We start from the raw sequence: 24,396 nt of genomic DNA on the forward strand, positions 1-24,396 counted from the left end.
AGGAATTTCCCATGAAGATCGCGCTCATCATCGAAAACAGCCAGGCCGCGAAGAGCGGTATTGTCCATGATGCCCTGTCCTCGGTGGCCGAGCCACTTGGACATCAGGTGCACCATTACGGCATGTATACGCCCGAGGACAAAGCGTCGCTCACCTACCCGATGAATGGTCTCCTGGCGGGCCTTCTGATCAACTCCAAGGCCGCGGATTTCATTGTGACCGGGTGCGGTACCGGCGTTGGTTCCAACCTCGCCTGCAACGCGATGCCCGGCGTGTTCTGTGGCCTGGTCGTTGACCCGACCGATGCCTTCCTCTTCGGTCAGATCAATGACGGCAATGCCATCTCGATGCCTTATGCCAAGGGCTTTGGATGGGCCGCTGAGCTCAATCTGCAGGACTGTTTCCGCAAGCTTTTCGAAAACGAGCGCGGTGCCGGCTATCCCAAGGAGCGGGCGGCGGTGATGGCCAAAAATCGCGGTATCGTGGCAGAGCTGAAAGCCGCCTCCTGCCACGACATGCTGACCGTGCTGAAAACCGTTGATCAGGATCTGTTGAAGGCCGCCATCGCGGGTGAGCGCTTCCAGGAGCTTTTCTTCGCGAACTGCCAGGATGACGCCATTGCCGCCTATATTCGCGATCTGTCGGCATCCTAAGCGACGCGGTTATCGAGCTCGAAACGGAAAAAACCATGCTCCACTCATTCAATCTCGACGGCAAGGTCGCGCTCGTCACCGGTGGCAATACCGGTCTCGGCCAGGCGATGGCCATCGCCTTGGCCCAGGCGGGGGCAGACATTGTCGTGGCCGGTCGCTCCAGTGCCGCGGAAACGGGCGAGGCAGTCGAGTCCGCAGGCCGGAAATTCCATGAAATCAAGGCTGATTTCTCCGATCCGTCCTGTGTTGAAGGCGTCATTGCCTCGACGGTCGAGCTGGCCGGCCGGATCGATATCCTCGTCAACAATGCCGGCATCATCAAACGCAATGACGCGCTCGACTTCACCCAGGATGACTGGGACAGCGTCATGGACGTCAATATCAAGTCGGCCTTCTTCCTCTGCCAGGCGGCGGCCAAGCGCATGGTTGCGCAAGGCAGCGGCAAGATCATCAATATCGCGTCGATGTTGTCCTTCCAGGGCGGCATCCGGGTCGCATCCTACACCGCCTCCAAGAGCGCCATTGCCGGCCTGACCAAGTTGCTGGCGAATGAGTGGGCGGCCAAAGGCATCAATGTGAATGCCATCGCGCCGGGCTATTTCGCCACAAACAATACGGCGGCCTTGCAGGCGGACCCGGACCGCAACGAACAGATTCTCGGCCGTATCCCGGCCGGACGCTGGGGCGATCCGTCGGATATTGGCGGCGCGGCTGTGTTTCTGTCGTCGTCCGCTGCCGACTATGTCCACGGCACCGTGCTGGCCGTCGATGGTGGCTGGCTCGCACGCTGACCCCCGGGACAAGGAACCTTCCCTCCGGCCGGCCCTTCGGGGTCGGTCTTTTTTTGCCATCGAGTCACCGCCCCAGATGGCGTGACCGCGAGGTTTCACCTCACCAATGTGTCGATCTTATCCCCGTCGCGCGTCACTTTCCTTCTCCCTGGGGAGACCGTGGGCGGAGGCCGGGCGAGGGCAGAAGTGCCTGTTATTGCACGTATTTACCTCTCTCCCCGACCCTCTCCCAAGGGAGAGGAACGCGCCGCGCACCCGGAAAAATCACAAAACTTATCCCCGCCCCTCCAACCCCGAGCGATACTAGCCGTGGTTTTCGGGACGGGAGGCACGAGCTCAGTCACTTGTGCCCGGAAGCGAGCGGAGCCTGTCCGCGCGACGGATGTGACAATCCGAAGCTCCGGCAGGGCGTGCGACCAGGTCGCGGGGCACTAAACGACCGACCCCATCTACCTGTCGCATTGGAAACGGGGTGGAGACAGCCCGGGAAAACTCCGCAAGCGGGATGCCGAGGACACCACGGACACCGCAGACCCGCCACACGGACACCCCGGTGTCCGCCGGCATCCCGCTTCCTCCCACCTCCGCCGCGACAGCGTGCGGAGCCGGAAGTGTGTGCCTGGCGTTTGTCCTAGCGCATCAGGTTGACCAGCCCCATGGTCACGGCAGGGACATAGGTCACCACCATCAGCGCGACGAAAAGCGCGCCATAGAAGGGCCAGATCGTCTTGACGGTTTCCTCAACCTTCACCTTGCCGATCGCGGCACCGACGAAAAGGACGGACCCGACCGGCGGGGTGACGAGGCCGATGCCGAGATTGAGCATCATGACCACGCCGAACTGCACCGGATCCATGCCCAGTCCGACGACGATCGGCAGGAAGATCGGGGTCGTGATCACGATAAGCGGTGACATGTCCATGAAGGTTCCCAGAACCAGCAGGATCACATTGATGATCAGCAGGATCAGGATTGGATTGTCGGTGACGGTCGTGATGAGCTCGGCCAGCTGGGTCGGCGCCTCCAGCAAGGCGAGCATCCAGCCGAATCCGGACGCGGACCCGATGATCAGCAAGACCATGGCGGTCGTCTTCACGGCCTGGATGGCGGCGTCGAGAAACGCCCGAGGGCCCATGGATCGATACAGCAATGCGGCCACGACGACGGTGTAGAGCACGGCGACGGCCGAGGATTCGGTGGCGGTGAAGAAGCCGCCCAAAACGCCGCCGACAATGATGATGGCGGTGAACAAGCCGGGCAGGGCCATGATGAGCGCCCGAAGGAAGGCCATCCAACCGGGGAATTCGCCCTTGGGATAGCCACGCTTCACGGCCACCAGCCAGGCAGCGACCATCAGGGTTGCTCCGGTCAGGATGCCGGGCACGATCCCGCCGACGAACAGCTCGCCGATCGACACGCCGACACCGGCTGCCGCGGCATAGATGATCATGTTGTGCGAGGGCGGGATCAGGAGGCCGCAAACGGCCGAGGTCGACGTGACATTGACCGCGTAATCGGCGTCATAACCGCGTTCACGCATCATCGGCATCAGGGTCGATCCCATCGCCGACACGCTGGCGATGGCCGAGCCCGAGACGGCCCCGAACAGCATGGAGGCCCCCACATCAACCTGGCCCAGACCGCCGCGCGAGCGCCCGAAGGCCGCCTCGGCGACACGGACAAGGCGCTCGGCAATGCCGGATCGATGCATGAGCTCGCCGGCAAACACGAAGAAGGGAATGGCCATCAGGGAGAAGATGCTCATCCCGCCCGCCATCCGCTGGAAGACGGCGATGGCCGGCATGTCCATCATGAAGAAAGTGACCAGCGTTGCGCCCAGCAGGGAAAAGGCAACCGGCACGCCAATGATCAGCAAGAAGACGAGAACGCCCAGGAGAATACTCAATTCCATGGCTCAGGACTCCGCATCGCCGGCGATCGCCGGGTTGATCTGTTCGAGGATGTTCTCCAGCGCGAACAGCGCAATCAGGAAGCCGCTGATCGGTAGCGGCAAATAGGCAAAACCGCGCGAGATGCCGAGAGTCGGGATGACATGCTCCCAGGTTCGCATGATCAGCTCTCCGCCCCAGAAAGCCATGGCGCAGCCGACCAGGGCGACAATCAGATGGGAGACGAGCTGCAACCGGTTGGGCCAATTGCCCGGCAGGCTCTCCGCGAAGGCGGTGATGCGGATGTGAAAGCCCTCGCGCACGCCGGCTGCCGCGGCAAAACTGACATACCAGATCATCAGGACCAGCGAGGCCTGCTCGGACCAGGATGGCGAGGCGTTCAGGACGTAGCGGGCAAAGACCTGCCAGCCGATGATCAAGGTCATTACCGCGAGACCCACCCCGCCCAATACGAATAGCGTCCGGCTGGCCAGGTCGAGGAAGCGGGCGAATGTGCGCATCAGACCTGCCCCCCCAGATTGCGGATGTCTTCGACAAGCCGGCGCTGGACATCGGACGCGACAAAGCGGCCCCACACGCTCTCCATGCGGACTGAGAAAGCCCCGATATCGGCGATTTCATTGGTCTCCACGCCGCTGGCCAGGACCCGGTCGCGCGCATTGTTGACGCGTGCGTCCCAGAGCTCCCGCATGACCGGTACGCTGTCGCGCGCGGCCTGCTGGAATATGTCCTGGTCCTCAACGGAAAGGCGGTCCCACCGGTGCTTCGACATCACCAGGATTTCCGGCGCCATGACGTGGCGGCTATAGCTGTAATAGCGCGCCGCCTCGAAATGCCGGGTCGACTCGTAAGACGGCATGTTGTTTTCGGCACCGTCGATCACGCCCTGGACAAGGCCCTGATAGACCTCGGTGAAGGACATCGGGGTCGGGTTGGCGCCCAAGGCCTGGACCATGGCGACGTAGAGGTCGGAGTTCTGGACCCGAATCTTCAGTCCCTGAAGGTCTTCCGGGGCGTGTACCGGGCCGCGTGTATTGTAGAAGCTGCGCGCGCCGCTGTCATAGAAACACAGCCCGACCAACCCGTGTGGCCGCAGGGCATCCAGGATCGCCTGTCCCGGCGCGCCGTCCAGCGACGTCCGCATGTGTTCGACCGAATTGAACAGGAAGGGGAGGCTGGGGATGATGGTTTCGCTGGCGAAGGCGTTGAGTGGGGCGAGGTTGACCCGGTTCAGATCAAGGGCGCCAAAAATGGTCAGTTCGAGCGTGTCGCGCTCCGAGCCGAGCTGGGCCCCCGCGAATATTTTCACGCGCTGACGCCCGCCTGTCCGTTCCTCGACCATGCGGGCCATCGCCTGCACGCCCTGGACTGTCGGATAATCAGCAACGTGGGCATCGGCCGAATACAGTGGCCGTTCAACCTGGCCACAGCCGGCCATGGCTGCGGCGGCCCCCGTCGCGATGAGGTGTCTGCGATTGATCATGATCCCTCCCCAGGGTCTGGTCGCCAGCGGCTAGTCGACGAGCGCGTTCAGCCAGTCCTCAAGTTCAGTATAGCCATTGCCATCAAGGTCTCGCGAGCCGTCTTCCGGGTCGTGCGGGTCGAGACTGCGGGTGATCTCCCAGTCGTCCGGCATGCCATCGCCGTCGCTGTCTGTGCGCGGTGCCTCTGAGGGCAGATCCGGCCAACCGCCGACCTCTGACTCCGAAGAGATGATCTGCCCGGTACCATTGAGCACATCGTCGATGATCCGCTGGTCGGCCGAGTCCCGCCAGAGCGATGCTCCGACGCCCTGCAGCACCGCCTCATAGGCCTCATCGGCTGTGTCAGTCCGAATGAAGTCAGCCTCGTATGGCTCATCAACCCAACTGAGATCATGGGCGGCCGAGCGCAGCATCGGACGCTGGTCCTGTAATTCATGATCCATCGTATTGCCGGAGAAGTGGGCGCGACCGGTCGTGTTTCGCATGTAGAAAATGACCGGTCCCAGCGTTTGTGGGCCCTGGATGTAGGCATTGTTGATGAAGTTGTAGCGAGCGACCGATGCCGGATCGAGATCAGTGCCGGCAGCATGGTGAAAGTCGGTGTTCTCGCGACCGTAGAGCGGATCCTGATTGAGGCCCAGCTGGGTTGAAGGGTCAAATTCGGCGCTGGCAGGGACCCAGTCCCAGAAGTCTGTCTCCGCGCCGTGTCCCCAATTGTAGAAAACATTGTTGCGGAAATCGAGGAAGAGCCCGTCCGGATCGTCAAACGGCGTTGCATAATTCCCGATGCGGGGCATGCGGGAATTGTGGTTGGCCCACAGATTGTGATGCCAGGAGTAACGCGCACCATTATTGCCACGGATCAGGCTGCCATAAGCGCGATCACCTTTCTCATGACCGGCCTGGTAGAGGCCTTCAGCCATGATCGACCATTGCACGGTCAGATTGGTCAGGTGCTTCTGGCCCGGTCTGCCACGGAAACTCTGCGATGAGGACAGGGTCTCGTCGATCGCCCAGCTGGTCGAGACGTGGTCGAGAATGATGTCTGAGCCGCCGATGACGGATATTGCGTCGTCTTCGACCCCGCTCGCACCGCCGATGCGGGAGCGGATGTATCGGATCACGACATTGTTGGCATTCACCTGCAGCGGATAGTCGCGCAGGGCAATTCCGCCGCCCGGGGCTGACTGCCCGGCGATGGTGATGAAGTCATTGGAAACGCGCAGCGGGCTTTCCAGCTGGATCGTGCCGGAGACCGCGAACACGATCGTGCGCGGGCCCTCGGCTTCGACACCCTCACGCAGGGAGCCGGGACCGGAATCACCGAGATGTGTCACGGTGTAAACATCGCCGCCACGGCCACCGCGACTGAAGCGTCCGAAGCCGTCTGCGCCGGGAAAAGCGATCTGGCCATCCACGATAACTGCCGGAGATGCCGCATCATCGGCAGAAAAATTTGTCGTCAATGCATCTATGTGACCGCAACCAGTGGCGACGGCGCAAACGCCAACGAGCAAAGCGCTTCTGATCATTTCTATCTCCTCCCCAGCGGTCCCGATTTATCCGTGACCATCATCGTTTCTTGCCGCTGATTGTCGCTCGCGGCTTGATCTTGAGGGCATACCGTGAAAAATGACACCGGTTTCCTTAGTCGGAACCGTAACCAATATCGAGAGTGGCGCAAGCCCCTTCGTCAGAGTAACTCGCCGGCCGACAAGGCGAGGAAAATCAGGGAAAATCGACTTGACGCCAAACCAGAAAATCATTTCCGCAGCCTTCGTCAACGCGCGTCAGGCGGCGCTTGGATTGAGGGTGTATCCCGGCGAGCTCCCGGCGACACTTGCGGAGGGCTATACGATCCAGAACATGTCGATTGCCCGATGGCCCGATGTCGTCGCGGGCTGGAAAATCGGCTTGGTACCGCCGGCATTTCGCGACTCGGTCGGAGCGGAGCGGCTGGTTGGTCCGATTTTTTCGGATCTGATCCGGGGGCATGTCGATGGCGACGTGCACACCATGCCGGTTTTCGCCGATGGCTTTGCCGCGATCGAGGCCGAGTTCATTTTCGTGCTCGCCGAGTCAGTGCCTGTGGGTACGGAGATTACGCCCGAACTGGCCCGTCGTGTTGCCGGCAAACTGCATGTCGGCGTCGAGATCGCGTCCAGTCCCTTTCCGGGTATCAATGACCTCGGCCCAATCTGCGTTGTGACTGATTTCGGGAACAATTTCGGTCTGATTGTCGGGCCGGAGATAACCGACTGGCAGTCGCGCACCTGGTCGGACATGCCCGCCTCAGTCACCATCAACGGCACCCGGGTGGGAGCGACGACAGCCGCATCACTGCCCGGTGGCCCAATCGGGGCGCTGGAGTTCACTTTGCGATTGATGCAGACGCGTGGAATTGCCCTCGAGGCGGGTAGCCATATTTCGACAGGGGCGGTCACCGGGGTTCACGAAGCTCATGTCGACGACAGCAGTCGTGTCGATTTTGGTCCCTGGGGCAAGATCGACCTGACACTGACCGCACTCCAACCCGGATGGGGCCGGGCCAAGCTTAGCGCGGGGTGACCGGAGGCGGAGCGCCCGCCGATTGGCAGTAATTTCGGGCGGTTCTGTCAGAATAATTGACGCCATACCCGCTTCGGCGTCCGTCTGGCAGAACCGGATTTGGTCGATGCGAAGTCTTCCAGAAGTCGCTGTCGGCCAGTCCTGCATCCCCCCCCACCTCAAGCTCGACCGCCATGTCTTGCCGTCGCGGTGAGGTCACGAAATCCGCATTCAGGCCCTGGCTGACTAGCGGCAATTTCCCGCCTCACCTGGTTCTGACTGCACCATCGCAGGCGATGTGGAGGTCGCCAGCAAGGATTTTGCGGATCGCGCCATGACGCGCCCGGCCAGGGCCTTGGAAAGACCCTGATCGACGCGCAGGCGCAGCCAGAAGCTGAAACTGGTCACCCCATGGAGCGCCTCGAAGACCTCGTCGGGCAAACGGTTGTCTGGATTGACCACGGCCTGGAGGCGTTCGCGCTCGAGCCGCAGCAGATAGCTGTAATCATCGTCCAGCGCCTTGTAGGCGTGCCGCTTGGCCTCGGAGGCCAGAAAGAACGACTCCAAATCAGAGAAGATCGAGGTGCGATTTGCCAGCAATAGCGAAAGCCGGCCCGCCCGGTCTTCGGTGTTCAGATCCGGCAGGGTTCCCGGCCGGAATTCGTCGTGCAGGACCGCGATCAATTCCTGATAGAGAGTGCCCATATCCTCGAAGCAGCGATAGACGGTACGCAAGCCCACACCGGCCTTGTTCGCGACTTCGGTCGCGCTTGGGGCAGCGACCCCATCACGCACCAGCTCTTTGAACGCATGGACGATTTTCAAGCGGGTGCGGGCGCGCCGAGCCTTGCGACCATCATCATCCCCTGTTGCCACACTGGTCACATTCCAAGCCTGAATTAAATTGACACCATATGTGTCAATTTATAGGGTTTCCGGACGTTGATGCAAGGGTTGCCCGGGAGGCAAGGCTATGTCGCGCGCAATTCGGGTCGGACTCTTCGGGGGCGGAGTGCTCGTCCTCATCCTCGGTGTCTATGTCATCGGGATATTCCAGGGTTGGCATGGCCGCACGCGTGGTCCGGGGGAAATCATCGGCTCTGAAATTCCGGCGAGCATTGTGGCTGAGCGACGCGCGGGGCAAAACCGGCAGCGGGCTGCCATGGGGGTCGATCCGGGCACAGAGATCCTGTTCGGCGACCTGCATGTGCACTCGACTTTCTCCACCGATGCATTTGTCTGGGCGCTACCGCTTTTGCGCGGAGAAGGGGCAAACCCACTCGCCGATGCCTGTGATTTCGCGCGTTTCTGCTCGGCGCTCGACTTCTGGGCGATCACTGATCATGCCGAGGCCCTGACACCCGCACGATGGACCCAGTCGCTGCAGACCATGCAGCAGTGCGAGGCGCAGTCGAGCGCCGGCCAGGTGCCGGATGTGATCCCGTTCATCGGTTTCGAATGGACCCAGGTCGCGCCCCTTCCCGAAGACCATTATGGCCACAAGAATGTGATCTTTCGCACGCTTGATCCGAACGAGATCGCGGCGCGCCCGATTGCGGCCGCGGGCACGACCGTACGGGTGTTGCGCGACAATGCGCGCGGCCTTCTGCCCCAGCAGATCGTCTTTGTCGATTTGGAGCATCGGCAGGACTATTACGATTTCGGACGCTTTGTGCAGGAGGTCCGCGATACACCCTTGTGTGATCCGGATACTGCCTCTGGAGATCTGCCGCGCGATTGCTATGAACTGGCTGCAACGCCCGGTGAGCTGGTCGCCCGTCTCGAATCCCAGGCGCTTGACCCGCTTATAATTCCTCACGGTTCGGCTTGGGGACTCTACACCCCGCCGGGCACATCCTGGGACAAGCAATTGGCAGACGCGCAGCGTCCCGAGGCCTTTCCGCTGATCGAGGTCTTTTCGGGGCACGGGAATGCCGAAGAATACCGGTCATGGCGGCCGAATGCCGGGACCTCGAACGATCCGGTCTGCCCGGAGGCGACGGCAGACTATCTCCCGTCCTGCCAGCGCGCAGGCCAGATCATCGAAGAGCGTTGCCGTGCCGAGGGTGAGGGCGAGATCGAATGCGCGGCTCGTGCCGCGGAAGCACGGCAAAATGCCGTTCATGTCGGTCTGGCAGGGCATCTGACCGTGTTGGGCGAGGAGATCGCTGACTGGCTCGATGCGGGCCAGTGTCGCGACTGTTTTCTACCGGCTTTCAATTACAATCCGACGACCTCGGTCCAGTATGGGCTGGCAATCTCGAATTTTGACGGTGAGGAGCCGGCGCGTTTCCGCTGGGGCTTCATCGGCTCGTCCGACACCCACACGGCCCGACCCGGGATCGGTTACAAGCCGCATGCCCGGCACTACATGACCGACGCTGGCGGCGCTGAGACGCGGGGTGTTGCCGAGCGACTCCTGCCGTCGGACCCTGAAGCCCCGGCGCGATCACGTGCGGTCTCGCGCGAAGAGCTGACCCGGAATGTCGGCTTCCAGGTCACCGAGATTGAACGACAGTCCAGCTTCTTCACAGGCGGCGGCCTGGTCGCGGCCCACGCCGGCGAGCGCAGTCGGGACGGCGTTTGGGACGCGTTGCAGACGCGCAATGTCTATGCGACCTCGGGGTTGCGCCAACTGCTCTGGTTTGACCGTATTGATGAGACCGGCGCCATCCTGACGCCGATGGGCGGTGAGGCCGATATCGGTGCTGACCCGGTTTTCAGGGTGCGCGCGGCGGGGTCGCTGCGGCAGAATCCGGGCTGTCCGGACTATTCTGTGCGTGGCTTGCCGGCGGACCGGCTGCAGCAGCTTTGCCGTGGCGAGTGTTATAATCCGGGCAATGAACGCCACCTCATCACGCGAATAGAAGTCGTGCGTATCAGGCCGCAGATAACGCCGGACGAGTCGGTCGACCTCCTGATTGAGGATGATTGGCTGAACCTGCCCTGCGACGACCAGGGCGAGGGTTGTACCGTCGAATTCACCGACCCGGAGTTTGCCGAAGCGGGGCGCGACACCGTCTATTATGTGCGGGCCATCCAGGAGCCGACCGGCCAGGTAAATGGCGATCCGCTTCGGTGCGAGTATGACGAGAGTGGCCAGTGCATCCGTGCAAACCCGTGTCTCGGCGACTACCGGACCGACATGGATGAAACCTGCGTCGCCGATGTCGAGCATCGCGCCTGGTCCTCGCCGATCTATCTGGGGTATCGCGATGTGGCCGAAACTCGCCGCGTGGATGAAGGTTGATGCCAGATGCGCGCGCATTCTGTCTTGCGGGTGCTGCCGCCGGCGCCTTGCTGGCGATTGTGACACTCTTCTGGCCGACGACCGGCGTCACAGCGTCAGGGCCTGTCGCGGCCCGCATCAATGGTCATCTGATCACTGAAGCGGATCTGCAGCTGGCGCTCGAGGCCATGGCTCGCGACAGTCGCAACCCTCTGCCCGCTGATGCGCCGGACTACGCCCTGGCGCGATTGATCGACGAGGAATTGCTCTATCAAAGGGCGATCGATCTCGACCTCCCGCGCAATGCCTCGACTATCCGCCGCTCCGTGGTCATTGCGATGATCGATTCAATCCTTGCGCGCGCTGAACGCGACCCATCGGAAGCGGATCTGCGAGCGCTGTTCGCGGCCGAGCCAGAACGCTTCTCCGGCGAGTTGATGCTGCGGGTCGATTGGCAGAGCGGAGCCGCCGAAGGTGGCACACTCAGTCGTCCGTCTTCGCATCCACCGGACCGGCTGATCAGCGCGAGTGACCTGCGTCGATATCTGGGCGCGGAGCTGGCCTTGTCAGCGCTTGACCTCGCAGAGGGTGAAACCCACGAGATTATCGGGTCCGGCGCTCGCCGGCATCGTATTACCGTCCTCGAGCGCGGCGCGCCAACAGCTGCCGCGTTCGACTCTCAGCGCGAGGCCGTTGAGGCGTTGTGGGTCGAGCGCAGCGAGGAAGCGGCGCTGGAAGCCTATCTCGCCGACCTGCGTAGCCGGGCCGAGATCGCCATCCGGACGGATTGATGCGAGGCTTCCTTGCGCTCCTCTTCGTCTTTATCAGCCTGACAGCGCCCGCCACCGCGCATGAGCGCAGTCGTTCGATTTCCAACTGGCAGGAGATCGCTGGCGACATGGCGGGGGAGTTCCTGCTTGATGCCCGTCAGGCGACCCTGCTGCTCGCGGCGCTGCCACCGGAAACCAGCCTCGAGGACGCCTTTCGCCTACGCTTGGTTGAGGGGATTCAGGTCCGGCGCGGCGCAGGCCTTTGCAGCCTTGCCGCGCCACCGGTCGTGCGTCTGCTCGCCGACGGGCGCTTGCAGGGCAGAGGCGCCTGGGCGTGTAATTCCGAGACCGGTCCCGTCGAGATCGACATTCAGGTCTACTCGCCTGTTTCGCCCAACCATGTCCATTTCCTGCAAGCGCAAATGGAGCTTGGTGAGCGACAGGAATTCGTGCTGACGCGTGGCAATACATTGGCCAGAATCCATGCAACCGGAGAGGCCTTGTCGCTGCCCCGTCGGCTCGGACGCTATGTATCGCTGGGCGTGACTCACATCCTTGGTGGCCCTGATCACCTCGCTTTCTTGTTGGCCCTGCTGCTGGTCGTCGCGTCCTGGCGGCAGATTCTCACAGCAACGATTGGCTTCACGCTCGGGCATTCTGTCACCCTTGCCCTTGCCTTTCTTGGCTGGATAAGTCCGCCCGGCGCCGCGATCGAAGCCCTGATCGGATTTTCGATCCTGTTTGTCGCCGGTGAGTCCGCCTTTCAGTCGGCCAGGCCGGATCGTCGCACTGTCGTATTGGTCTCGGCCGGCCTGCTTGCCATCGGCCTGGTCAACAGTTTTCTGGGCGGAGCGGTACCGATAACGGTTTGGCTCGGGCTTGTGATCTTTACCGGCAGCTATCTGGCCTGGCTTGAAGCTGGCGGCGATGTGAGACGCACGATACCGGCCTTCAGCGCCGGCTTCGGGCTCATTCACGGGGTTGGCTTTGCCGGCATACTGCTTGAACTCGACCTGCCGCGGGATGACCGTGTGGCGGCCCTGTTCGGGTTCAATCTCGGCGTCGAGCTGGGCCAGCTCATCTTTGTCGCCATGGCCGGGTTGCTGGCCGTTCTGCTCCGACAGGTTTTGCCGGACCGGATCCTGGCCCATGGCCGGCTTGTTGCAATCGCGGTTCTGTCCGCTGCGGGGGGTTACTGGTTCCTGGTCCGTGCCTGGTCCTGAGCGGCGGCCTCTTCCAGCCAGCGTCCCGCCAGCCAGAGCCTGTCCTGTCCGAAGGCCATGCGGTCGCCAACCTTGAAGGTCGGTACGCCCCAATGCCCGTGGCCAAACAGTTCGACCCGGTTGGCTTCAACGACCGCGCGCCAGGCGTCGTCAGCCAAGTCCTTGCGGGCCTGATCCCACGACACACCCGCCACTTCACAAATACGGCGCAGCCCTGCGTCGCTGGCGGCATCCACGCCTTGGGACCAGACTGCCGTCAGAAAAGCTTGCAGGAAGGCCTGCCCGCGCCCGCGACGGATCTCCCCTGCGAGCAGGGCGAGCCCCCGCTCCACGCCAAGGCCGACCGGGTCGGCGATGTTGCCGAATGGCAGGCCGAGTCGCTCTGCCTCGCGCTTGCAGTCGCGAACGATATAGAAGCGCTTGCGCCTTGGAACCGGTAGCGCCCGCATGACCATGGGCAGGACCGGCCGCAACCGAACCGTCGCCTGCCAGCGATCCGCCAGGTCGAACAGACGCATGGCGGCGAGATAACTGTACGGGCTTCGCAGCGACAGGAAGACGTCGAGCGTGCCGCCGCCCGCGGAGTCGGGTTCCGGGATTGGTGAAAACAGGGGCGACTGGCCGCCAAGCCGGCTCTCGAGATGGTGTAGACGATCTATTCCCCAATACCACTCGCCCTCGAACCAGGTCATGGCCGAGCCGTAATGGCCAAGTTTTGTCCGGAGCGCGTCACCGGCGTCAGCCCCGGCGGTTTGCGGCCAGGGCTGTGGTGTCGGGTCGAGGTTCCAGGCGGTTGCCAGATGACGGGCATCCTCCCTTGACCAGGCCGCCAGCTTGTCAGGCTCGGGCGCTGCCGACCGGTCGGGTGGACCAACCTCATGCCAGGAAATTTCCACCGGATAGTGTTCGGCGAGGCGCGGCAAGGCTTGCAGCAGGAGATGCGAATAGGGGTCATCGCGCTCGATGAAGGCATGCAGCGTGCGCGGGCGACCGGTCAGGCGGCGCAGGCCGGCATGACGCAGGCGCGAGACCGCGCGCAATGTCGGGCTGGTCAAGACACGTGGCGCCAGGGATTTCAGGCTCATGCGACAAAGGTCTCCGACTGGAAACAGGGGATGAGGAGTTGTCCCGCCAGGCCGGCCTTGCGGTGGATTTCGATTTCGCGAAAGGCTGTGGTTTCGGCAATTTCGGGCAGGGTCGCCGCGGATGGATAGGTCATGATGGCGATCATATCCCACGCCTCGTCCGTATGTCCGATCAGGAATTCCGACGGCAGTGCCGAGAATCGCAGATGGCCACCCGCTGTCTCGACCAGCCGGGTCATTGGTCCGCCATAGCGCATATAGGCATCGACACCGGACAAATCCGGTTCCCGCCCATCCGGATAGGCGGCCTTGTCCCGGAACTTCAACAGGTTGAGCAGATGAACCGGGCCATCGCCCGCGCGGGCGAGAAACGCGGCTAATTGAGCGTCGCTTGGCTCCATGGCATTGGAAACGCGCATGCTTTCCCTCCGTAAGCGGTGAACAAGAAGAGGTTGGACAATCTTTCGGGACTTGTCACGCCAGCGCGCTTCGTCCCGTACCCTGAGGGCGCTTGTCCCGCGCCGGCAACATGATAAATATCAGATGATTAGCTGCGCAGGAATTCAGCATGGACCGGCTCGACCTTCGCCTTTGCTCGCGCGCGCTTGTCGATTGCTTTGGCCGCCGGGGCACCTGCCTGAGGCTGCCGGTCACCGAGCATTGTGCCCGGCGCGACCCGGTCACCGGATTGGCTGCACGACCGGGCAATCCGGTCATGTCCGCGGCGCCAAGCCCGGGTCCGGCAAACGGCCTCTTTCGAGATTCAGCCTTCGCCTCGTGCGGGGCGCTGGGCGGTGAGACACAGATCCAGCCGCCTGGTCTCGCATGACCGTGCTGGCGGGCTTGGCCGGCGCCTTCTTGGTGACCGCGATTGTCTACGCGATGGTCGGTTTTGGCGGCGGATCAACCTATACCGCCCTGCTTGTCCTGGCGGAGACCGACTACCGGCTGCTGCCGGCGGTGTCTCTGGCGTGCAATGTCACCGTCGTCAGCGGGTCCGTTGTTCATTACGCGCGAGCCGGATTGATCCCGTGGCGCCGTCTTTGGCCCATAATCGCCTGTTCAGTGCCGGCCGCCTGGCTCGGCGGGTTGGTCGAGATACCCGAGCGCATCTTCATCGTCCTGTTGGGACTTGCGCTTCTTGCGTCGGCGCTGGCGCTGGTGATCCGCCAGCCCGGTCCGGCGCGCAAGGATGCGCGCGTGGTGCCTGGGCTGGCGCCGGCCCTGGGCGGAGGCATTGGCCTGCTGGCGGGCCTGGTTGGCATCGGCGGTGGAATTTTCCTGGCTCCGCTCCTCTACGCATTGCGCTGGGCCGAAGCGAAGGCAATCGCCGCGTCTGCTGCAATATTCATCCTGGCGAACTCGCTTGCGGGCCTGATCGGACAATCCCAGAGAATTGCCGGCAGTGGCGATCTCGATCGCCTGCTGGACTATTGGCCCTTATTGCTGGCTGTCCTGGTGGGGGGGCAGTTGGGAGTCTGGATAGGAAGTCGCCGCTTGCCCGATCATTGGCTCGCCCGGATCACGGCTTTGCTGGTGTTCATTGTCGCGCTCCGATTACTGTGGCGCGCCGCGACCAGTTGACGGTGCCGGCCTCGCCATCGAGGCCGGAGTGCTGTCAGAGGAATATGCGCAAGAGCGCATTCCTGACTTCGTCGCCTTGCCAGGCGCGTCATCCGCTCCGCGGCTGTGACGCTTGTCCGGTTTCCACTTTCCTTGCGCAATGTCGAACACCTGCGCCCCAAGCGCTTGGCCGTGCGTTCGGGGCTGGGACGGAGCGTGGCCGCTTTCCAATGCGCAAAGCGCTGCGCCAGAGGCGGAGCCTGCAACGGCCTCGACCTTCCCGGGCAGCGTGTTAAGGTTGTCACTTCCGAGTTCAGCGTTTTCTGTCCACTTTCGCCCGATCGGGTGGTGTCAGCGAGGTCGTATGAGCGAAGATTTCCCGGCTGAACCTGAACCGACGGCCTCGCAGGCCACGGTGCGCATGCGGCGTGGCCCTGCTTTGATCCTGGTTGTCTTGACGGGTCTTTTTGCCCTTGCGGCGTGGTGGCTGTTGAGCTCGCGCGACGGACCGCCAGCCGATCTCTGGGCTGACGGGAGCTATGTGGCTGACCCCGACTGTGTCGCGGGCAGTTCGGAATGCCCTGTTTTCCTGGAATCCCGACCGGTCGGTCACGGCAATACCAGCGAGGGCGACCTCGCTCTGACCGCGGTTCACTATCCGGGGCTGGATGATCCCATCGCCCAGTGGGGACGCTGCATGGACAGTGTCTTGACCTGCCTCGCCCCGGCGTCACAAGGCACGCCTGACGAAAAGGCAAACGCGCTGAGAGCGTGCGTGGCCGAGGCGGAATGTCCGCAGGCCTGTCGTGACCGATTTGCTGATCGTGCCGATGACACGCTGGAAGGCGCGACCGCCGAATTTGACGCAATTTTCGTCGCGGAGGAGGCCTGGTGCGCGCCCGTTCAATGATACTCGCCCCGCAACAGACAGGTTGGCGCCGGGTCGCGCATGTCGCCCGGCTCGGGTTTGTCGTGGCGTTGATGGGGCTGACCACGGCCTACGACACCAAGGAAACCGCCCGGGCAGGCGCCTTCAGCGGGCATGTGGCCGATGCGGACAAGTGGCACGGCATCTATTACTGCCATCAAAGCGAGCGGGATGGCTGCCATGAGAATGAGCATGCCTGGCTGGCCCAGGTGGCGCTCGATCGAGCGGCGCCCGGCTCACCCTGGGGATTTTCGCCCGACAACCGGCTTGTGGTCCGCGATCTGGCCACTGGCTTTTTCCGGCCGGAGATCGGTCGCAGTCGAGAGGGGTCAAGCTGGGATCCGGACGATGTCATGGGACTGCCGCAACGCACGGTCCCGGGCGCCGCAAACTTCGCCGGCATCCCCGATTTCAGTTACTCGCTCTATGACTGGATCAACCGGAACGAACTCTGTCCGCCCCTGCCCAATGGGCAAATGCCGGCTGGAACCCCGGCCAATTGCCACAATTATTCCTATTGGCAGGGAGGCGGGTTCAATGCCTCGCACTTTGGTTCCCAGGCTACCCGCTCCTATCAACAACTCCATGCGACCGCCATGGGGCTGGCGGCCCGCGCACGTCGGTTGCGCGAACGCATTGAGGCGGATCCGGCCAATCTTGAAGCCTATCGTGATGTTGTCCGCGAAGCCGAGATGGAAGCGCTGGCCTATGAGGGCTATGCCCAGCATTTCCTGCAGGACCGCTGGGCGATGGGGCATATGTTCGAGCGTTGGGGGTCACCGGAATACAATGCAAACGGCATTGCGCTGGACCCGACGCGAGCGCTCATGGCCGGGGCCTTTACCGGCATCATCCACGGCTATCAGTCCGTCGCCCATGTACCGGATGCCCTCTCGTCACCGGAGGTCGGTGTCGTCAATTCCGTGGTCAATCTCGCGGCGCGATCTATCAACTGGATCGGGGAGAGACTGGGTCTGACCCAGCCGGGCAATCCGCCTGCTGCACGGCTCCAGATCGCCCATTGGCGGCGGGCGGGCGATGAGGAAGAGCATCCAGGGGTTGGTGATTATCGGGCCTGGGACCTGCAGCGCGGCCGGTATGCGGCCCGGGTCAGCCTGCCGGGTCATATCATCGAATACAATTCAGAGACCACGCTTCCCGTCCAGCGCCAGTACAATGAATTGATGGCCTGTTCGAGCGCCGGGTTCCGGGATGTGATCCGGGCCTTTGGTCCTAATGGCAACGGGTTCGGGATCGACGGTGCCGCGGTCAGCTCCGCTGCCGGCGAAAGCCTTGGGCCCCATTGCTACAATGCTTGGGCGACCAATGAGGCCATAGTCTTCGGCATGGGCAATGAGTTCGCGGCGGCAGGCGCGATCTCGACCATGGCCCAGGCCGGTTTCCGGATCGGCAATGTCATCAATGAGGTCACCGGAAACGCCACCGCCTCCGATCTGCCACCGGAGATCCGCGGTTTCATCTACAGTCGCAATGACACGCTGTCGGTGACGCGCATCTATGTCCGCGCCCGGATGGCAGCCTTTAGCGACCCATCCGGCCTGGGCCTGGCACAAGGCGGGATGGGAACACTGCTCGGTGTGCCGACCGGTGATACCTATCCTGTTGCCAGCTATCTCGAACCCCCTGCCATAACCACCTTGCCTGACCGCGATCCTCGGGGCCGTGACGCGCAAACGGTCTTCGGTTTTTTCAATCGATCCCACGCCGACTATTTCTGCCGTCAGTCCGATACACTGTTGCCGCGCTTGCGCGGGTCGGCTGAAGACAGCGAGCGGGCGACGTGTCGCATTCTCGCCCAGCGACTCTATGACGAAACCGAGGACGGAGCCGGTATCAGCGAGCACGCTTTTGTCGAGCTCAACGGATCCCGCGAGCGCACTGAACCCTTGTGCCGCGTCGTCAATGATGGCTGGTCGGCTCCCGGATTTGGCGGTGACGGCGTCGATACGCTCCATCCGGGTTATGTGAGCTGGGATTTCAACGCGGATGAGAGCCTCGCCTTCACCATGGACGATGCCGGATTGGCGCTGCAGTCCGTCGCCAATTGGTGCGACCGCACGCCTGTGATTGATGTGGTCGGTGAGGATGACCTCGCGGCCGATGGTGTGGTCGCGGTGCTGGAAGATACCCGCGACATCATCGAAATTCGCGGGCGACATTTTGGTGATGCCGCCGGAGAGCTTCGCCTGGGTCTTCGCCCGGACGCCGCCATCGCCGCAACCGACATTGTCGGCTGGAGCGATACGCGGATCCGGTTCCGCATCGACGACATATTCAGCGATGTCCGTTTCGACGACCCAATTGGTGGCGCGGGCACCGGCGACAGCCATACCTATGTATTCGTGACCCGTGCGGCGTCTGACCAGGCCGATCCGGGCCGCGCGAGCGCGGGGCGCTTCGTGCTGCGACGAGAGGTGGAGATTCCCCGCCTGGTTGCTGTGGACGTTTCGGCGCGGGGCGAGAGTCTTCCGGTCTATGCCTACTCGGTCTCGGCTGGCGCGGAGTCAGAGCTGACCGACCCCGAGCTGCTGTTCGATACGCCGCCGCTGGTGCCGTCCGAGCCCGAGGAGCGGGCATTTCGTCCTGTTCAACCGGGCGCGGAACTCACGCTCGAGCTTCGCTTCGACGCCGAGATCGAGCGCGATGCGGACGATCAGATCCTGTCATTGGGCGGTGAGCCGCTCGAGGGACGCTGGCTGGATGCCCGTCATTGGCGCGGCCGGTATGATGTGCCTGAGGGAGAGGCCTATGAGGCCTTGCGTGGCCCGCTCCCGCTGCGGGTCAGTGTACGGTCGCGTCGCGGCGCTTGGACCGATGCCGACCCGCAAGCGAGCGGAGCCCAGCCGAATGAGGACCACCAATTGCTGGTCGACCGGATTCCCGCTCATCTGGCCCGTATTGACGTGCGGGCCGGTGGTCGACTGGCCTATCGCGCAGAGTGGTCGGGTGGTCCCGACTATGCGGCGGAGCGGGAACTGACGGCACTGGCGCTTGGCGCGCCGATTCGCACACTTGATGTGGATGTGGCGCGAACGGTCAGTGAGACCGGCGACGGTCGCATGCGGCTCGAATTCTCGGCTCCACTGGCCGCCGCACCGAGTGTCACGGTTGGCGGCGCGACGGCCGAGGTGAGCGGTGAAGCGACGCGTTGGCAGGCGCGTTTCGACCTTGAGGAAGCGTCGAGCCTGCGTGACGAGAATGGCGATCTGGCTGTGACCATCAGCCTGGAAGGGCAGCCACTGGATGCGGACCCCGCGACCGCGGTCACGATCAATGACCCATCGCAATGGAGTTCGGGGCTGTACTGGGCCGGGCTGGAGGCGATGCGGGCCGGGGTCACAGCCGCCGATGGGGGGCCGGACACTTGGCACAGGCTTGGAGAGGGCCCAGCGCTGTCTTTCCTGATCATTCTTGACGGGTCGGGCTCGATGAATGACGCAAACCGGCTCGCCAATGCCAGGGCGGGTATCACGCAGACCTTTGAAAACCTTCCCGAAGATCAGCTGATCGAGTTTGCCGCCGTGGTCTTCAGTGGTTGCGGCGGCTTCACGACCCGGCGCTTCACGCGGGATGCCGAGGGCATTCGTGACTTCCTGGTTTCAGCCTCCGCAGGCGGCGGGACGCCCCTGGCCGCCGCGCATGCCCAGGCGCGCGGACTGTTCACCAGCTTTGCTGATCCGCGGGCACAGGAATGGCGTTATGCCAGCTTCACGGATGGCGCAGAGACCTGTGAGGGCAATGTTACCGGGGCGATCCGGGAGCTGGAGGCGGTCCTGTCCCGTCACCAGGCGCCCGATGCGGCGCCGCCGCCAGCGCCTGACCGGGGTCCACCGCCGCAGCCGCCGGCCAATTGTCAGGCGGAGACGTGGTCAGGCTATGCTGTAGAGGTCGAGGATGGTGGCCGTCATCTCGACCGTATCACCCTGACAGAGCACAGCTATATCGAACGCGTCCTGCCGGACGGCCGTTGCCTGGCCGTCTATGAGGTCAAGGATTACGGCGTCTATTATGGTCGAAGCCGACAATCCGGCCTGCGTTGGGGCATCAATTCCCGCCCCAGTGAGACGATGACCGATGTTGGCCGCAGTTCGCGAGGGCAGGCGGATATGGACCGGGTTCGCAATCGAGCCAATCAGGCGCGTGGCGGTCTGATGCCATTGCCCCAGGCGCGTCAGCGCGTCGGTGATGCGGTAAGCCGGGCCGAGCCGGAGAACGGATAATGCCGGTGTTTCGTCTCCCCCGTCTTCGTCATGCTCAAGGTGGCATCTGTGTTGCCTTCTTCGTGATGGTCTGTGTGACCCTGGTCACCGCCCCCGGAGTTCGGGCACAGACCCGATTGGATCCAAACGAGATCGTCACGATCGAACTGGATGAAGAGGGTGCCGCCGAGATCAGCCTGCGCCTGGAAAGGCCGGCACAGATTCGCTTTGATGTGTTTTCGGGTCCCGACACTCTGGTCGATGTCGCCATCCTTGAGATGGCCGATGATCCGACGGTCGAGAAACAGGACCGGAGCGAAGTGATGGTTCTGGGCCCGGGGCGTCATCGCCTGGAGCTCGCCGGATCGGGTCCGGACGGCCCCGCCGGCGGTGTGGTGCAAGGGCGGATATTCGCCCGACCTCCCAATGATGCCTTCGAACCCAATGACGATATCGAGCAGGCGCGCGAGATTGAACTGCCCTTTCACAGCGTGATCCGGCTCGCCAATCAGGACTGGGACTGGTTCCGGGTCGACCCGCCACGGCGAGGCGTATTGGGGATCCAGCTGCATTCCTGGAGGGGGGGCTATTTCGGGCCCGAAATCCGTGTCGTCGACGAGGATGGGGAGGTTTTGTATGTCTCGCCATCGGAAAATGGTGGCTGGAGCGGCATGCGATATGTCGAGGTCACGGGGCGTCCTGTCTTCGTCGGGGTGACCGATCCGGGGACGTGGCACGACCAGCAGACAGATGGCTACAAGTCGCTTGAAATCATCTTGATCGAGCCGCTGGGCCGGATGATGGGTCAGTTGATAACCCTGGGCGTGGAAGAGGATGACCCGTCTCTCTACCAGCTTGCCCAGATCGGGAATGCGCTGGGTGTCGAGCTGCGAGCGGCCAATGAGGCCGAGGCCGTCGCAAGCGAGCTCTCCAGAGTGGTTGAAGGCCGAAGCCGCCGCGGTATTCCGCCGCTTTTCATGGCGGGCCTTGGAGTATTGGCGCTTTTGGGCGGCCTTGGTGGCGTCATCTGGTTCTGGCGGCGCCGGAAGCCTGCCGCCCCGTCCCGATAGAGCGCGCCCGACGCGTTGCGCGCAGATTGGTGTGCCTTGATCGGCAAGGCCGGGTCGGTCAGCGCGTCCTGACGGGGCTTGCCGGTCTGTCTCGCGGTCAGATTCCAGATCATCCTCGCGCCTGTCATGGGAACCGGGCAGATCGCCCCTCGCGCCCTGTCATCGCCATCTCGCTGCCGACGCGGCGGCGGCTAGCTTGGCCAGACCGGCATCTCCGGCCTACCGGGAAAGCGCGTTTGAGAAATCGTGCAGACGTTCTATACAAAAATTGCGGGTTTGGCTCTTTGCGGAGCTGTCCAGACTGATCATCCAGGTTCTGGCGGTGTCGGTTGAAGGTCATGACAGGGTTGGTATGAGAAAAAAGCCACAGCCTACGATCAAGGATGTCGCTGAGTTTGCATCAGTTTCTCCAATGACCGTGTCGCGCGTTCTCAACGACCAGGGCATGGTGAAGGAATCCACGCGCAAGCGCGTCCTCGAGGCGATGCGCGCCTTGAATTACCGACCCAATCTGATGGCGCGCAGTCTTGCCGGACGGTCCGGCCTGTTCATCGGCCTCATCTACCGCAATCCGAGTTACGGCTATCTCAGCGAATTCCTGCTGGGCGCGCTCAGCACCTGTCGGAGGCTTGGCCACAACCTTGTCGTCGAGGAACCGTTTCTCGATCGGAATTTGGTCAATCTGGAACTGATCGAGCGACGCTTTCTCGATACGAGTATCCAGGCCCTCATCGTTGTTCCGCCGCTCTCCGACGATCCCCAGCTGATTGATGTCCTGGAGCGGACCAAGATCGCCTATGTCTGTGTGAGTCCGCGGCTCGGTACCTATGCGGGAGCCAGTGTCGGGATGGATGACATTGCCGCGGCACGAGAGATGACATCGTATTTGCTGGATCTCGGACACGACCGGATCGGCTTGATCAAGGGGCCGGCCGATCACCGGGCGAGTGAGCTGCGCCTCACCGGGTACACGCAGGCCCTTGCGGAGCGCGGTATACCGGTTGACCCCAGCATTCTGGCCGAGGGCAATTTCACCTATGTTTCGGGAATGCACGCCGCCAAGGCGATCCTGCAGGCTGACAACCCGCCGACGGCGATCTTTGCCAGCAATGACGATATGGCGGCGGGTGCGATCGCCACGGCGCACCAGTCCGGACTCCGCGTGCCGGAGGATGTTTCCGTTGTCGGCTTTGATGATACGGCAACCGCCTCGGCCGTCTGGCCGCCATTGACCACGATCCGCCAGCCCATCCGGAAAATGGCCGATGCGGCGATCGAGACACTCGAGCGCCTTGTCGCCGGGGCGAGCGCCCCTTCCAAGGTGCCGCCACAGAAACTGTGCCTGCCTCACAAGCTGATTGTGCGGGATTCCACAGCGGCGCCGAACCCGCCCGCCCTGGCGTCTGCGAGAAAGCGGTCGGTCTAGGTCCGCTTCTGCAGGTATGCCGCGTGATCTTCGAACTGCTCGAGGCATTTATGCATCGCGCGTCGGATTTCCGTCATGCGCTTTTCGAGCATGTCATCGGCCAAGTGGTTGATGACCGGGTGATAGCGCTTGGGTCGGATGTTCTGGCCCTCGAATACGGCAAACCAGCTGTGTTCGCCGAACAGCTCATTGTCATGCCGGTAGAGGCGGCCATTTTCTTTATATATATCAATTCTTTGGCGAAGTGTTTCCGGCAGGTCCATCGTCCGGACGTGATTCCATAGCGGGCTGTCGGTGCGCTGGGTGGCGCAATAGTGGAGAATGATGAAATCGCGAACCTGTTCGAACTCGGCGAGCGTGCGATCATTGTAGTATTCGATATCCCGCTCGTTGAAGACCTTGTCGGGGAAATTGGTCATCAGGCGGGCGATGGCGGTCTGGATCAGGTGGATTGATGTGGACTCCAGCGGTTCAAGAAACCCGCTCGCCAGGCCCAGGGCGACGACATTCTTGTTCCAGGGCTTCTTTCGAATGCCCGTCTTGAACCGCAGGAAACGTGGCTCGGAGATCGGCGCACCGTCGAGGCCGGACTTCAGCGTGTCATAGGCCTCATCATCACTGATATAGTCGCTGCAATAGACATGACCATTGCCCAGCCGGTTCTGCAGCGGGATACGCCATTGCCAACCAGCCTTGTGCGCGGTCGACCGCGTGAACGGGGTCAGTGGTCCGGCGAGTTCGCATGCCTGGGCGACGGCCCGGTCGACGGGCAGATAGTGGGACCAGTCATCATAGCCGGACTTCAGTGTCTGCTCGGTCAGAAGGCCACGGAAGCCGGTACAGTCGATGAAGAGCTCGCCCGCAACAAGCTCGCCTGACTCCAGTTTGAGACTTTCGATAAAGCCGTCCTCTGGGCGCTGCTTGACCTCGACGACCTTGCCTTCAACGCGTTCCACGCCCCGCGATTCAGCGACTTCGCGCATGTATTTGCCATAGAGGCTGGCATCGAATTGGTAAGCGTATTCGATATTGGCGAGCGGGGAGCCGCGCAGGTTGGGTTGCGGGTGGGCGAACTTGTTCAGCTTCGATGCCAGAACCTGGATATTGTAGTCGTCGATCGGCGTGGCATTCGGAGTCTGGATATGGCGGAGCCAGAAATGGTGGAAATGGATCCCATCCATATTCACCCCATAGGGGCTGAAGGGGTGGAAGTAGCGATCTCCCACCTGACCCCAATTCACAAACTCGATGCCGAGTTTGAAGGTCGCATTTGTCCGGCGCAGATATTCTTTTTCGTCCAGGCCGACCAGTTTGTTGAAGTACCGGATATGCGGAATTGTCGCCTCGCCGACACCAACCGTTCCGATCTCGTCGGACTCGACTAGACGGATCTTGACGGTCGGGTCGCGCAAAAGGATGGAAAACGCCGCAGCGGCCATCCAGCCAGCCGTGCCGCCACCGACAATCACGATCTCTTTGATATTCTGGTCTTGCATG

General features: G+C 62.6%; 19 protein-coding genes. 11 read left to right on the forward strand and 8 right to left on the reverse strand.

Going from position 1 to position 24,396, the window contains the following annotated elements:
• The first annotated feature begins 11 nt into the window (after positions 1–11).
• Positions 12–653 (forward strand): RpiB/LacA/LacB family sugar-phosphate isomerase, encoded by a 642-nt coding sequence (locus tag JXQ94_RS11010; protein ID WP_421923835.1) that lies wholly within the window; start codon positions 12–14, stop codon positions 651–653.
• A gap of 35 nt (positions 654–688) precedes the next feature.
• Complete coding sequence (kduD, locus tag JXQ94_RS11015) at positions 689–1,444, forward strand: 2-dehydro-3-deoxy-D-gluconate 5-dehydrogenase KduD (RefSeq protein WP_421923836.1); 756 nt, start codon at positions 689–691, stop codon at positions 1,442–1,444.
• Positions 1,445–2,075: 631 nt separating this feature from the next.
• On the opposite strand, the gene JXQ94_RS11020 is transcribed toward kduD, so the two are convergent.
• The 4 genes from JXQ94_RS11020 to JXQ94_RS11035 are packed head-to-tail and all read right to left on the reverse strand — an operon-like array spanning position 2,076 to position 6,304.
• A complete protein-coding gene (locus tag JXQ94_RS11020; RefSeq protein ID WP_421923837.1) occupies positions 2,076–3,356 on the reverse strand; it encodes a TRAP transporter large permease in 1,281 nt (426 codons plus the stop codon).
• Between the two features lie 3 nt (positions 3,357–3,359).
• Positions 3,360–3,854: a TRAP transporter small permease gene (locus JXQ94_RS11025; protein WP_421923838.1), complete on the reverse strand. Its 495-nt coding sequence runs from the start codon at positions 3,852–3,854 to the stop codon at positions 3,360–3,362.
• Positions 3,854–4,837 carry a TRAP transporter substrate-binding protein gene (locus tag JXQ94_RS11030; RefSeq protein WP_421923839.1) on the reverse strand — a complete coding sequence of 328 codons (984 nt, stop codon included), beginning with the start codon at positions 4,835–4,837 and terminating at the stop codon, positions 3,854–3,856. Before JXQ94_RS11030 ends, JXQ94_RS11025 begins: the two co-directional genes overlap by 1 nt.
• 30 nt (positions 4,838–4,867) lie before the next feature.
• The gene (locus JXQ94_RS11035; protein WP_421923840.1) at positions 4,868–6,304 is read right to left on the reverse strand and encodes a pectate lyase family protein; all 1,437 of its coding nucleotides are present in this window, start codon (positions 6,302–6,304) and stop codon (positions 4,868–4,870) included.
• A gap of 277 nt (positions 6,305–6,581) precedes the next feature.
• Here JXQ94_RS11035 and JXQ94_RS11040 point away from each other — a divergent pair, with 277 nt between their 5' ends.
• Complete coding sequence (locus tag JXQ94_RS11040) at positions 6,582–7,406, forward strand: 2-keto-4-pentenoate hydratase (RefSeq protein ID WP_421923841.1); 825 nt, start codon at positions 6,582–6,584, stop codon at positions 7,404–7,406.
• A gap of 225 nt (positions 7,407–7,631) precedes the next feature.
• Here JXQ94_RS11040 and JXQ94_RS11045 read toward each other — a convergent pair whose 3' ends face one another.
• Positions 7,632–8,270 carry a TetR/AcrR family transcriptional regulator gene (locus tag JXQ94_RS11045; RefSeq protein WP_421923842.1) on the reverse strand — a complete coding sequence of 213 codons (639 nt, stop codon included), beginning with the start codon at positions 8,268–8,270 and terminating at the stop codon, positions 7,632–7,634.
• 88 nt (positions 8,271–8,358) lie between these two features.
• Between JXQ94_RS11045 and JXQ94_RS11050 the strand changes: the two genes are divergently transcribed.
• Genes JXQ94_RS11050 through JXQ94_RS11060 form a run of 3 tightly spaced genes read left to right on the forward strand, consistent with a single transcriptional unit; the run spans position 8,359 to position 12,607 of the window.
• Positions 8,359–10,635 (forward strand): DUF3604 domain-containing protein, encoded by a 2,277-nt coding sequence (locus JXQ94_RS11050; protein ID WP_421923843.1) that lies wholly within the window; start codon positions 8,359–8,361, stop codon positions 10,633–10,635.
• Entirely contained in the window at positions 10,635–11,405 is a 771-nt protein-coding gene (locus JXQ94_RS11055) for a hypothetical protein (RefSeq protein WP_421923844.1), read from the forward strand. Before JXQ94_RS11050 ends, JXQ94_RS11055 begins: the two co-directional genes overlap by 1 nt.
• The gene (locus JXQ94_RS11060) at positions 11,405–12,607 is read left to right on the forward strand and encodes a HupE/UreJ family protein (RefSeq protein ID WP_421923845.1); all 1,203 of its coding nucleotides are present in this window, start codon (positions 11,405–11,407) and stop codon (positions 12,605–12,607) included. The genes JXQ94_RS11055 and JXQ94_RS11060 overlap by 1 nt, the downstream gene beginning before the upstream one ends.
• Here JXQ94_RS11060 and JXQ94_RS11065 read toward each other — a convergent pair.
• Both JXQ94_RS11065 and JXQ94_RS11070 read right to left on the reverse strand, forming a co-directional pair.
• Positions 12,577–13,692 carry a 2-hydroxychromene-2-carboxylate isomerase gene (locus tag JXQ94_RS11065; protein WP_421923846.1) on the reverse strand — a complete coding sequence of 372 codons (1,116 nt, stop codon included), beginning with the start codon at positions 13,690–13,692 and terminating at the stop codon, positions 12,577–12,579. The genes JXQ94_RS11060 and JXQ94_RS11065 overlap by 31 nt on opposite strands.
• Positions 13,689–14,111 carry a DUF1330 domain-containing protein gene (locus JXQ94_RS11070; protein ID WP_421923848.1) on the reverse strand — a complete coding sequence of 141 codons (423 nt, stop codon included), beginning with the start codon at positions 14,109–14,111 and terminating at the stop codon, positions 13,689–13,691. Before JXQ94_RS11070 ends, JXQ94_RS11065 begins: the two co-directional genes overlap by 4 nt.
• A 406-nt stretch (positions 14,112–14,517) precedes the next feature.
• On the opposite strand from JXQ94_RS11070, the gene JXQ94_RS11075 reads away from it, so the two are divergent.
• The 5 genes from JXQ94_RS11075 to JXQ94_RS11095 all read left to right on the forward strand — a co-directional run bounded on the left by JXQ94_RS11075 (position 14,518) and on the right by JXQ94_RS11095 (position 22,899).
• Complete coding sequence (locus JXQ94_RS11075) at positions 14,518–15,276, forward strand: sulfite exporter TauE/SafE family protein (RefSeq protein ID WP_421923849.1); 759 nt, start codon at positions 14,518–14,520, stop codon at positions 15,274–15,276.
• A 343-nt stretch (positions 15,277–15,619) separates the two neighbouring features.
• Positions 15,620–16,165, forward strand: coding sequence for a hypothetical protein (locus tag JXQ94_RS11080; protein ID WP_421923850.1), 546 nt, complete (start codon positions 15,620–15,622; stop codon positions 16,163–16,165).
• Complete coding sequence (locus JXQ94_RS11085) at positions 16,147–20,424, forward strand: hypothetical protein (protein ID WP_421923852.1); 4,278 nt, start codon at positions 16,147–16,149, stop codon at positions 20,422–20,424. Before JXQ94_RS11080 ends, JXQ94_RS11085 begins: the two co-directional genes overlap by 19 nt.
• Entirely contained in the window at positions 20,424–21,473 is a 1,050-nt protein-coding gene (locus JXQ94_RS11090; protein ID WP_421923853.1) for a hypothetical protein, read from the forward strand. The genes JXQ94_RS11085 and JXQ94_RS11090 overlap by 1 nt, the downstream gene beginning before the upstream one ends.
• A 352-nt stretch (positions 21,474–21,825) precedes the next feature.
• Entirely contained in the window at positions 21,826–22,899 is a 1,074-nt protein-coding gene (locus JXQ94_RS11095) for a LacI family DNA-binding transcriptional regulator (RefSeq protein WP_421923854.1), read from the forward strand.
• Here JXQ94_RS11095 and JXQ94_RS11100 read toward each other — a convergent pair.
• A complete protein-coding gene (locus tag JXQ94_RS11100; protein WP_421923855.1) occupies positions 22,896–24,395 on the reverse strand; it encodes a tryptophan halogenase family protein in 1,500 nt (499 codons plus the stop codon). The two genes, JXQ94_RS11095 and JXQ94_RS11100, sit on opposite strands and share 4 nt — an antisense overlap.
• Between the last annotated feature and the right edge of the window lies 1 nt (position 24,396).

The sequence above is a fragment of the Maricaulis maris genome (assembly GCF_049116555.1).
Classification (GTDB): domain Bacteria; phylum Pseudomonadota; class Alphaproteobacteria; order Caulobacterales; family Maricaulaceae; genus Maricaulis; species Maricaulis maris_C.

Bases quoted from the DNA above. Each gene is read 5' to 3' on its own strand.
- JXQ94_RS11010 (WP_421923835.1), top strand. From the start codon at position 12: ATGAAGATCGCGCTCATCATCGAAAACAGCCAGGCCGCGAAGAGCGGT.
- JXQ94_RS11090 (WP_421923853.1), top strand. From the start codon at position 20,424: ATGCCGGTGTTTCGTCTCCCCCGTCTTCGTCATGCTCAAGGTGGCATC.
- JXQ94_RS11065 (WP_421923846.1), bottom strand. From the start codon at position 13,692: ATGAGCCTGAAATCCCTGGCGCCACGTGTCTTGACCAGCCCGACATTG.
- JXQ94_RS11070 (WP_421923848.1), bottom strand. From the start codon at position 14,111: ATGCGCGTTTCCAATGCCATGGAGCCAAGCGACGCTCAATTAGCCGCG.
- kduD (WP_421923836.1), top strand. From the start codon at position 689: ATGCTCCACTCATTCAATCTCGACGGCAAGGTCGCGCTCGTCACCGGT.
- JXQ94_RS11050 (WP_421923843.1), top strand. From the start codon at position 8,359: ATGTCGCGCGCAATTCGGGTCGGACTCTTCGGGGGCGGAGTGCTCGTC.
- JXQ94_RS11020 (WP_421923837.1), bottom strand. From the start codon at position 3,356: ATGGAATTGAGTATTCTCCTGGGCGTTCTCGTCTTCTTGCTGATCATT.
- JXQ94_RS11025 (WP_421923838.1), bottom strand. From the start codon at position 3,854: ATGCGCACATTCGCCCGCTTCCTCGACCTGGCCAGCCGGACGCTATTC.
- JXQ94_RS11055 (WP_421923844.1), top strand. From the start codon at position 10,635: ATGCCAGATGCGCGCGCATTCTGTCTTGCGGGTGCTGCCGCCGGCGCC.
- JXQ94_RS11030 (WP_421923839.1), bottom strand. From the start codon at position 4,837: ATGATCAATCGCAGACACCTCATCGCGACGGGGGCCGCCGCAGCCATG.
- JXQ94_RS11060 (WP_421923845.1), top strand. From the start codon at position 11,405: ATGCGAGGCTTCCTTGCGCTCCTCTTCGTCTTTATCAGCCTGACAGCG.
- JXQ94_RS11100 (WP_421923855.1), bottom strand. From the start codon at position 24,395: ATGCAAGACCAGAATATCAAAGAGATCGTGATTGTCGGTGGCGGCACG.
- JXQ94_RS11075 (WP_421923849.1), top strand. From the start codon at position 14,518: ATGACCGTGCTGGCGGGCTTGGCCGGCGCCTTCTTGGTGACCGCGATT.
- JXQ94_RS11080 (WP_421923850.1), top strand. From the start codon at position 15,620: ATGAGCGAAGATTTCCCGGCTGAACCTGAACCGACGGCCTCGCAGGCC.
- JXQ94_RS11095 (WP_421923854.1), top strand. From the start codon at position 21,826: ATGAGAAAAAAGCCACAGCCTACGATCAAGGATGTCGCTGAGTTTGCA.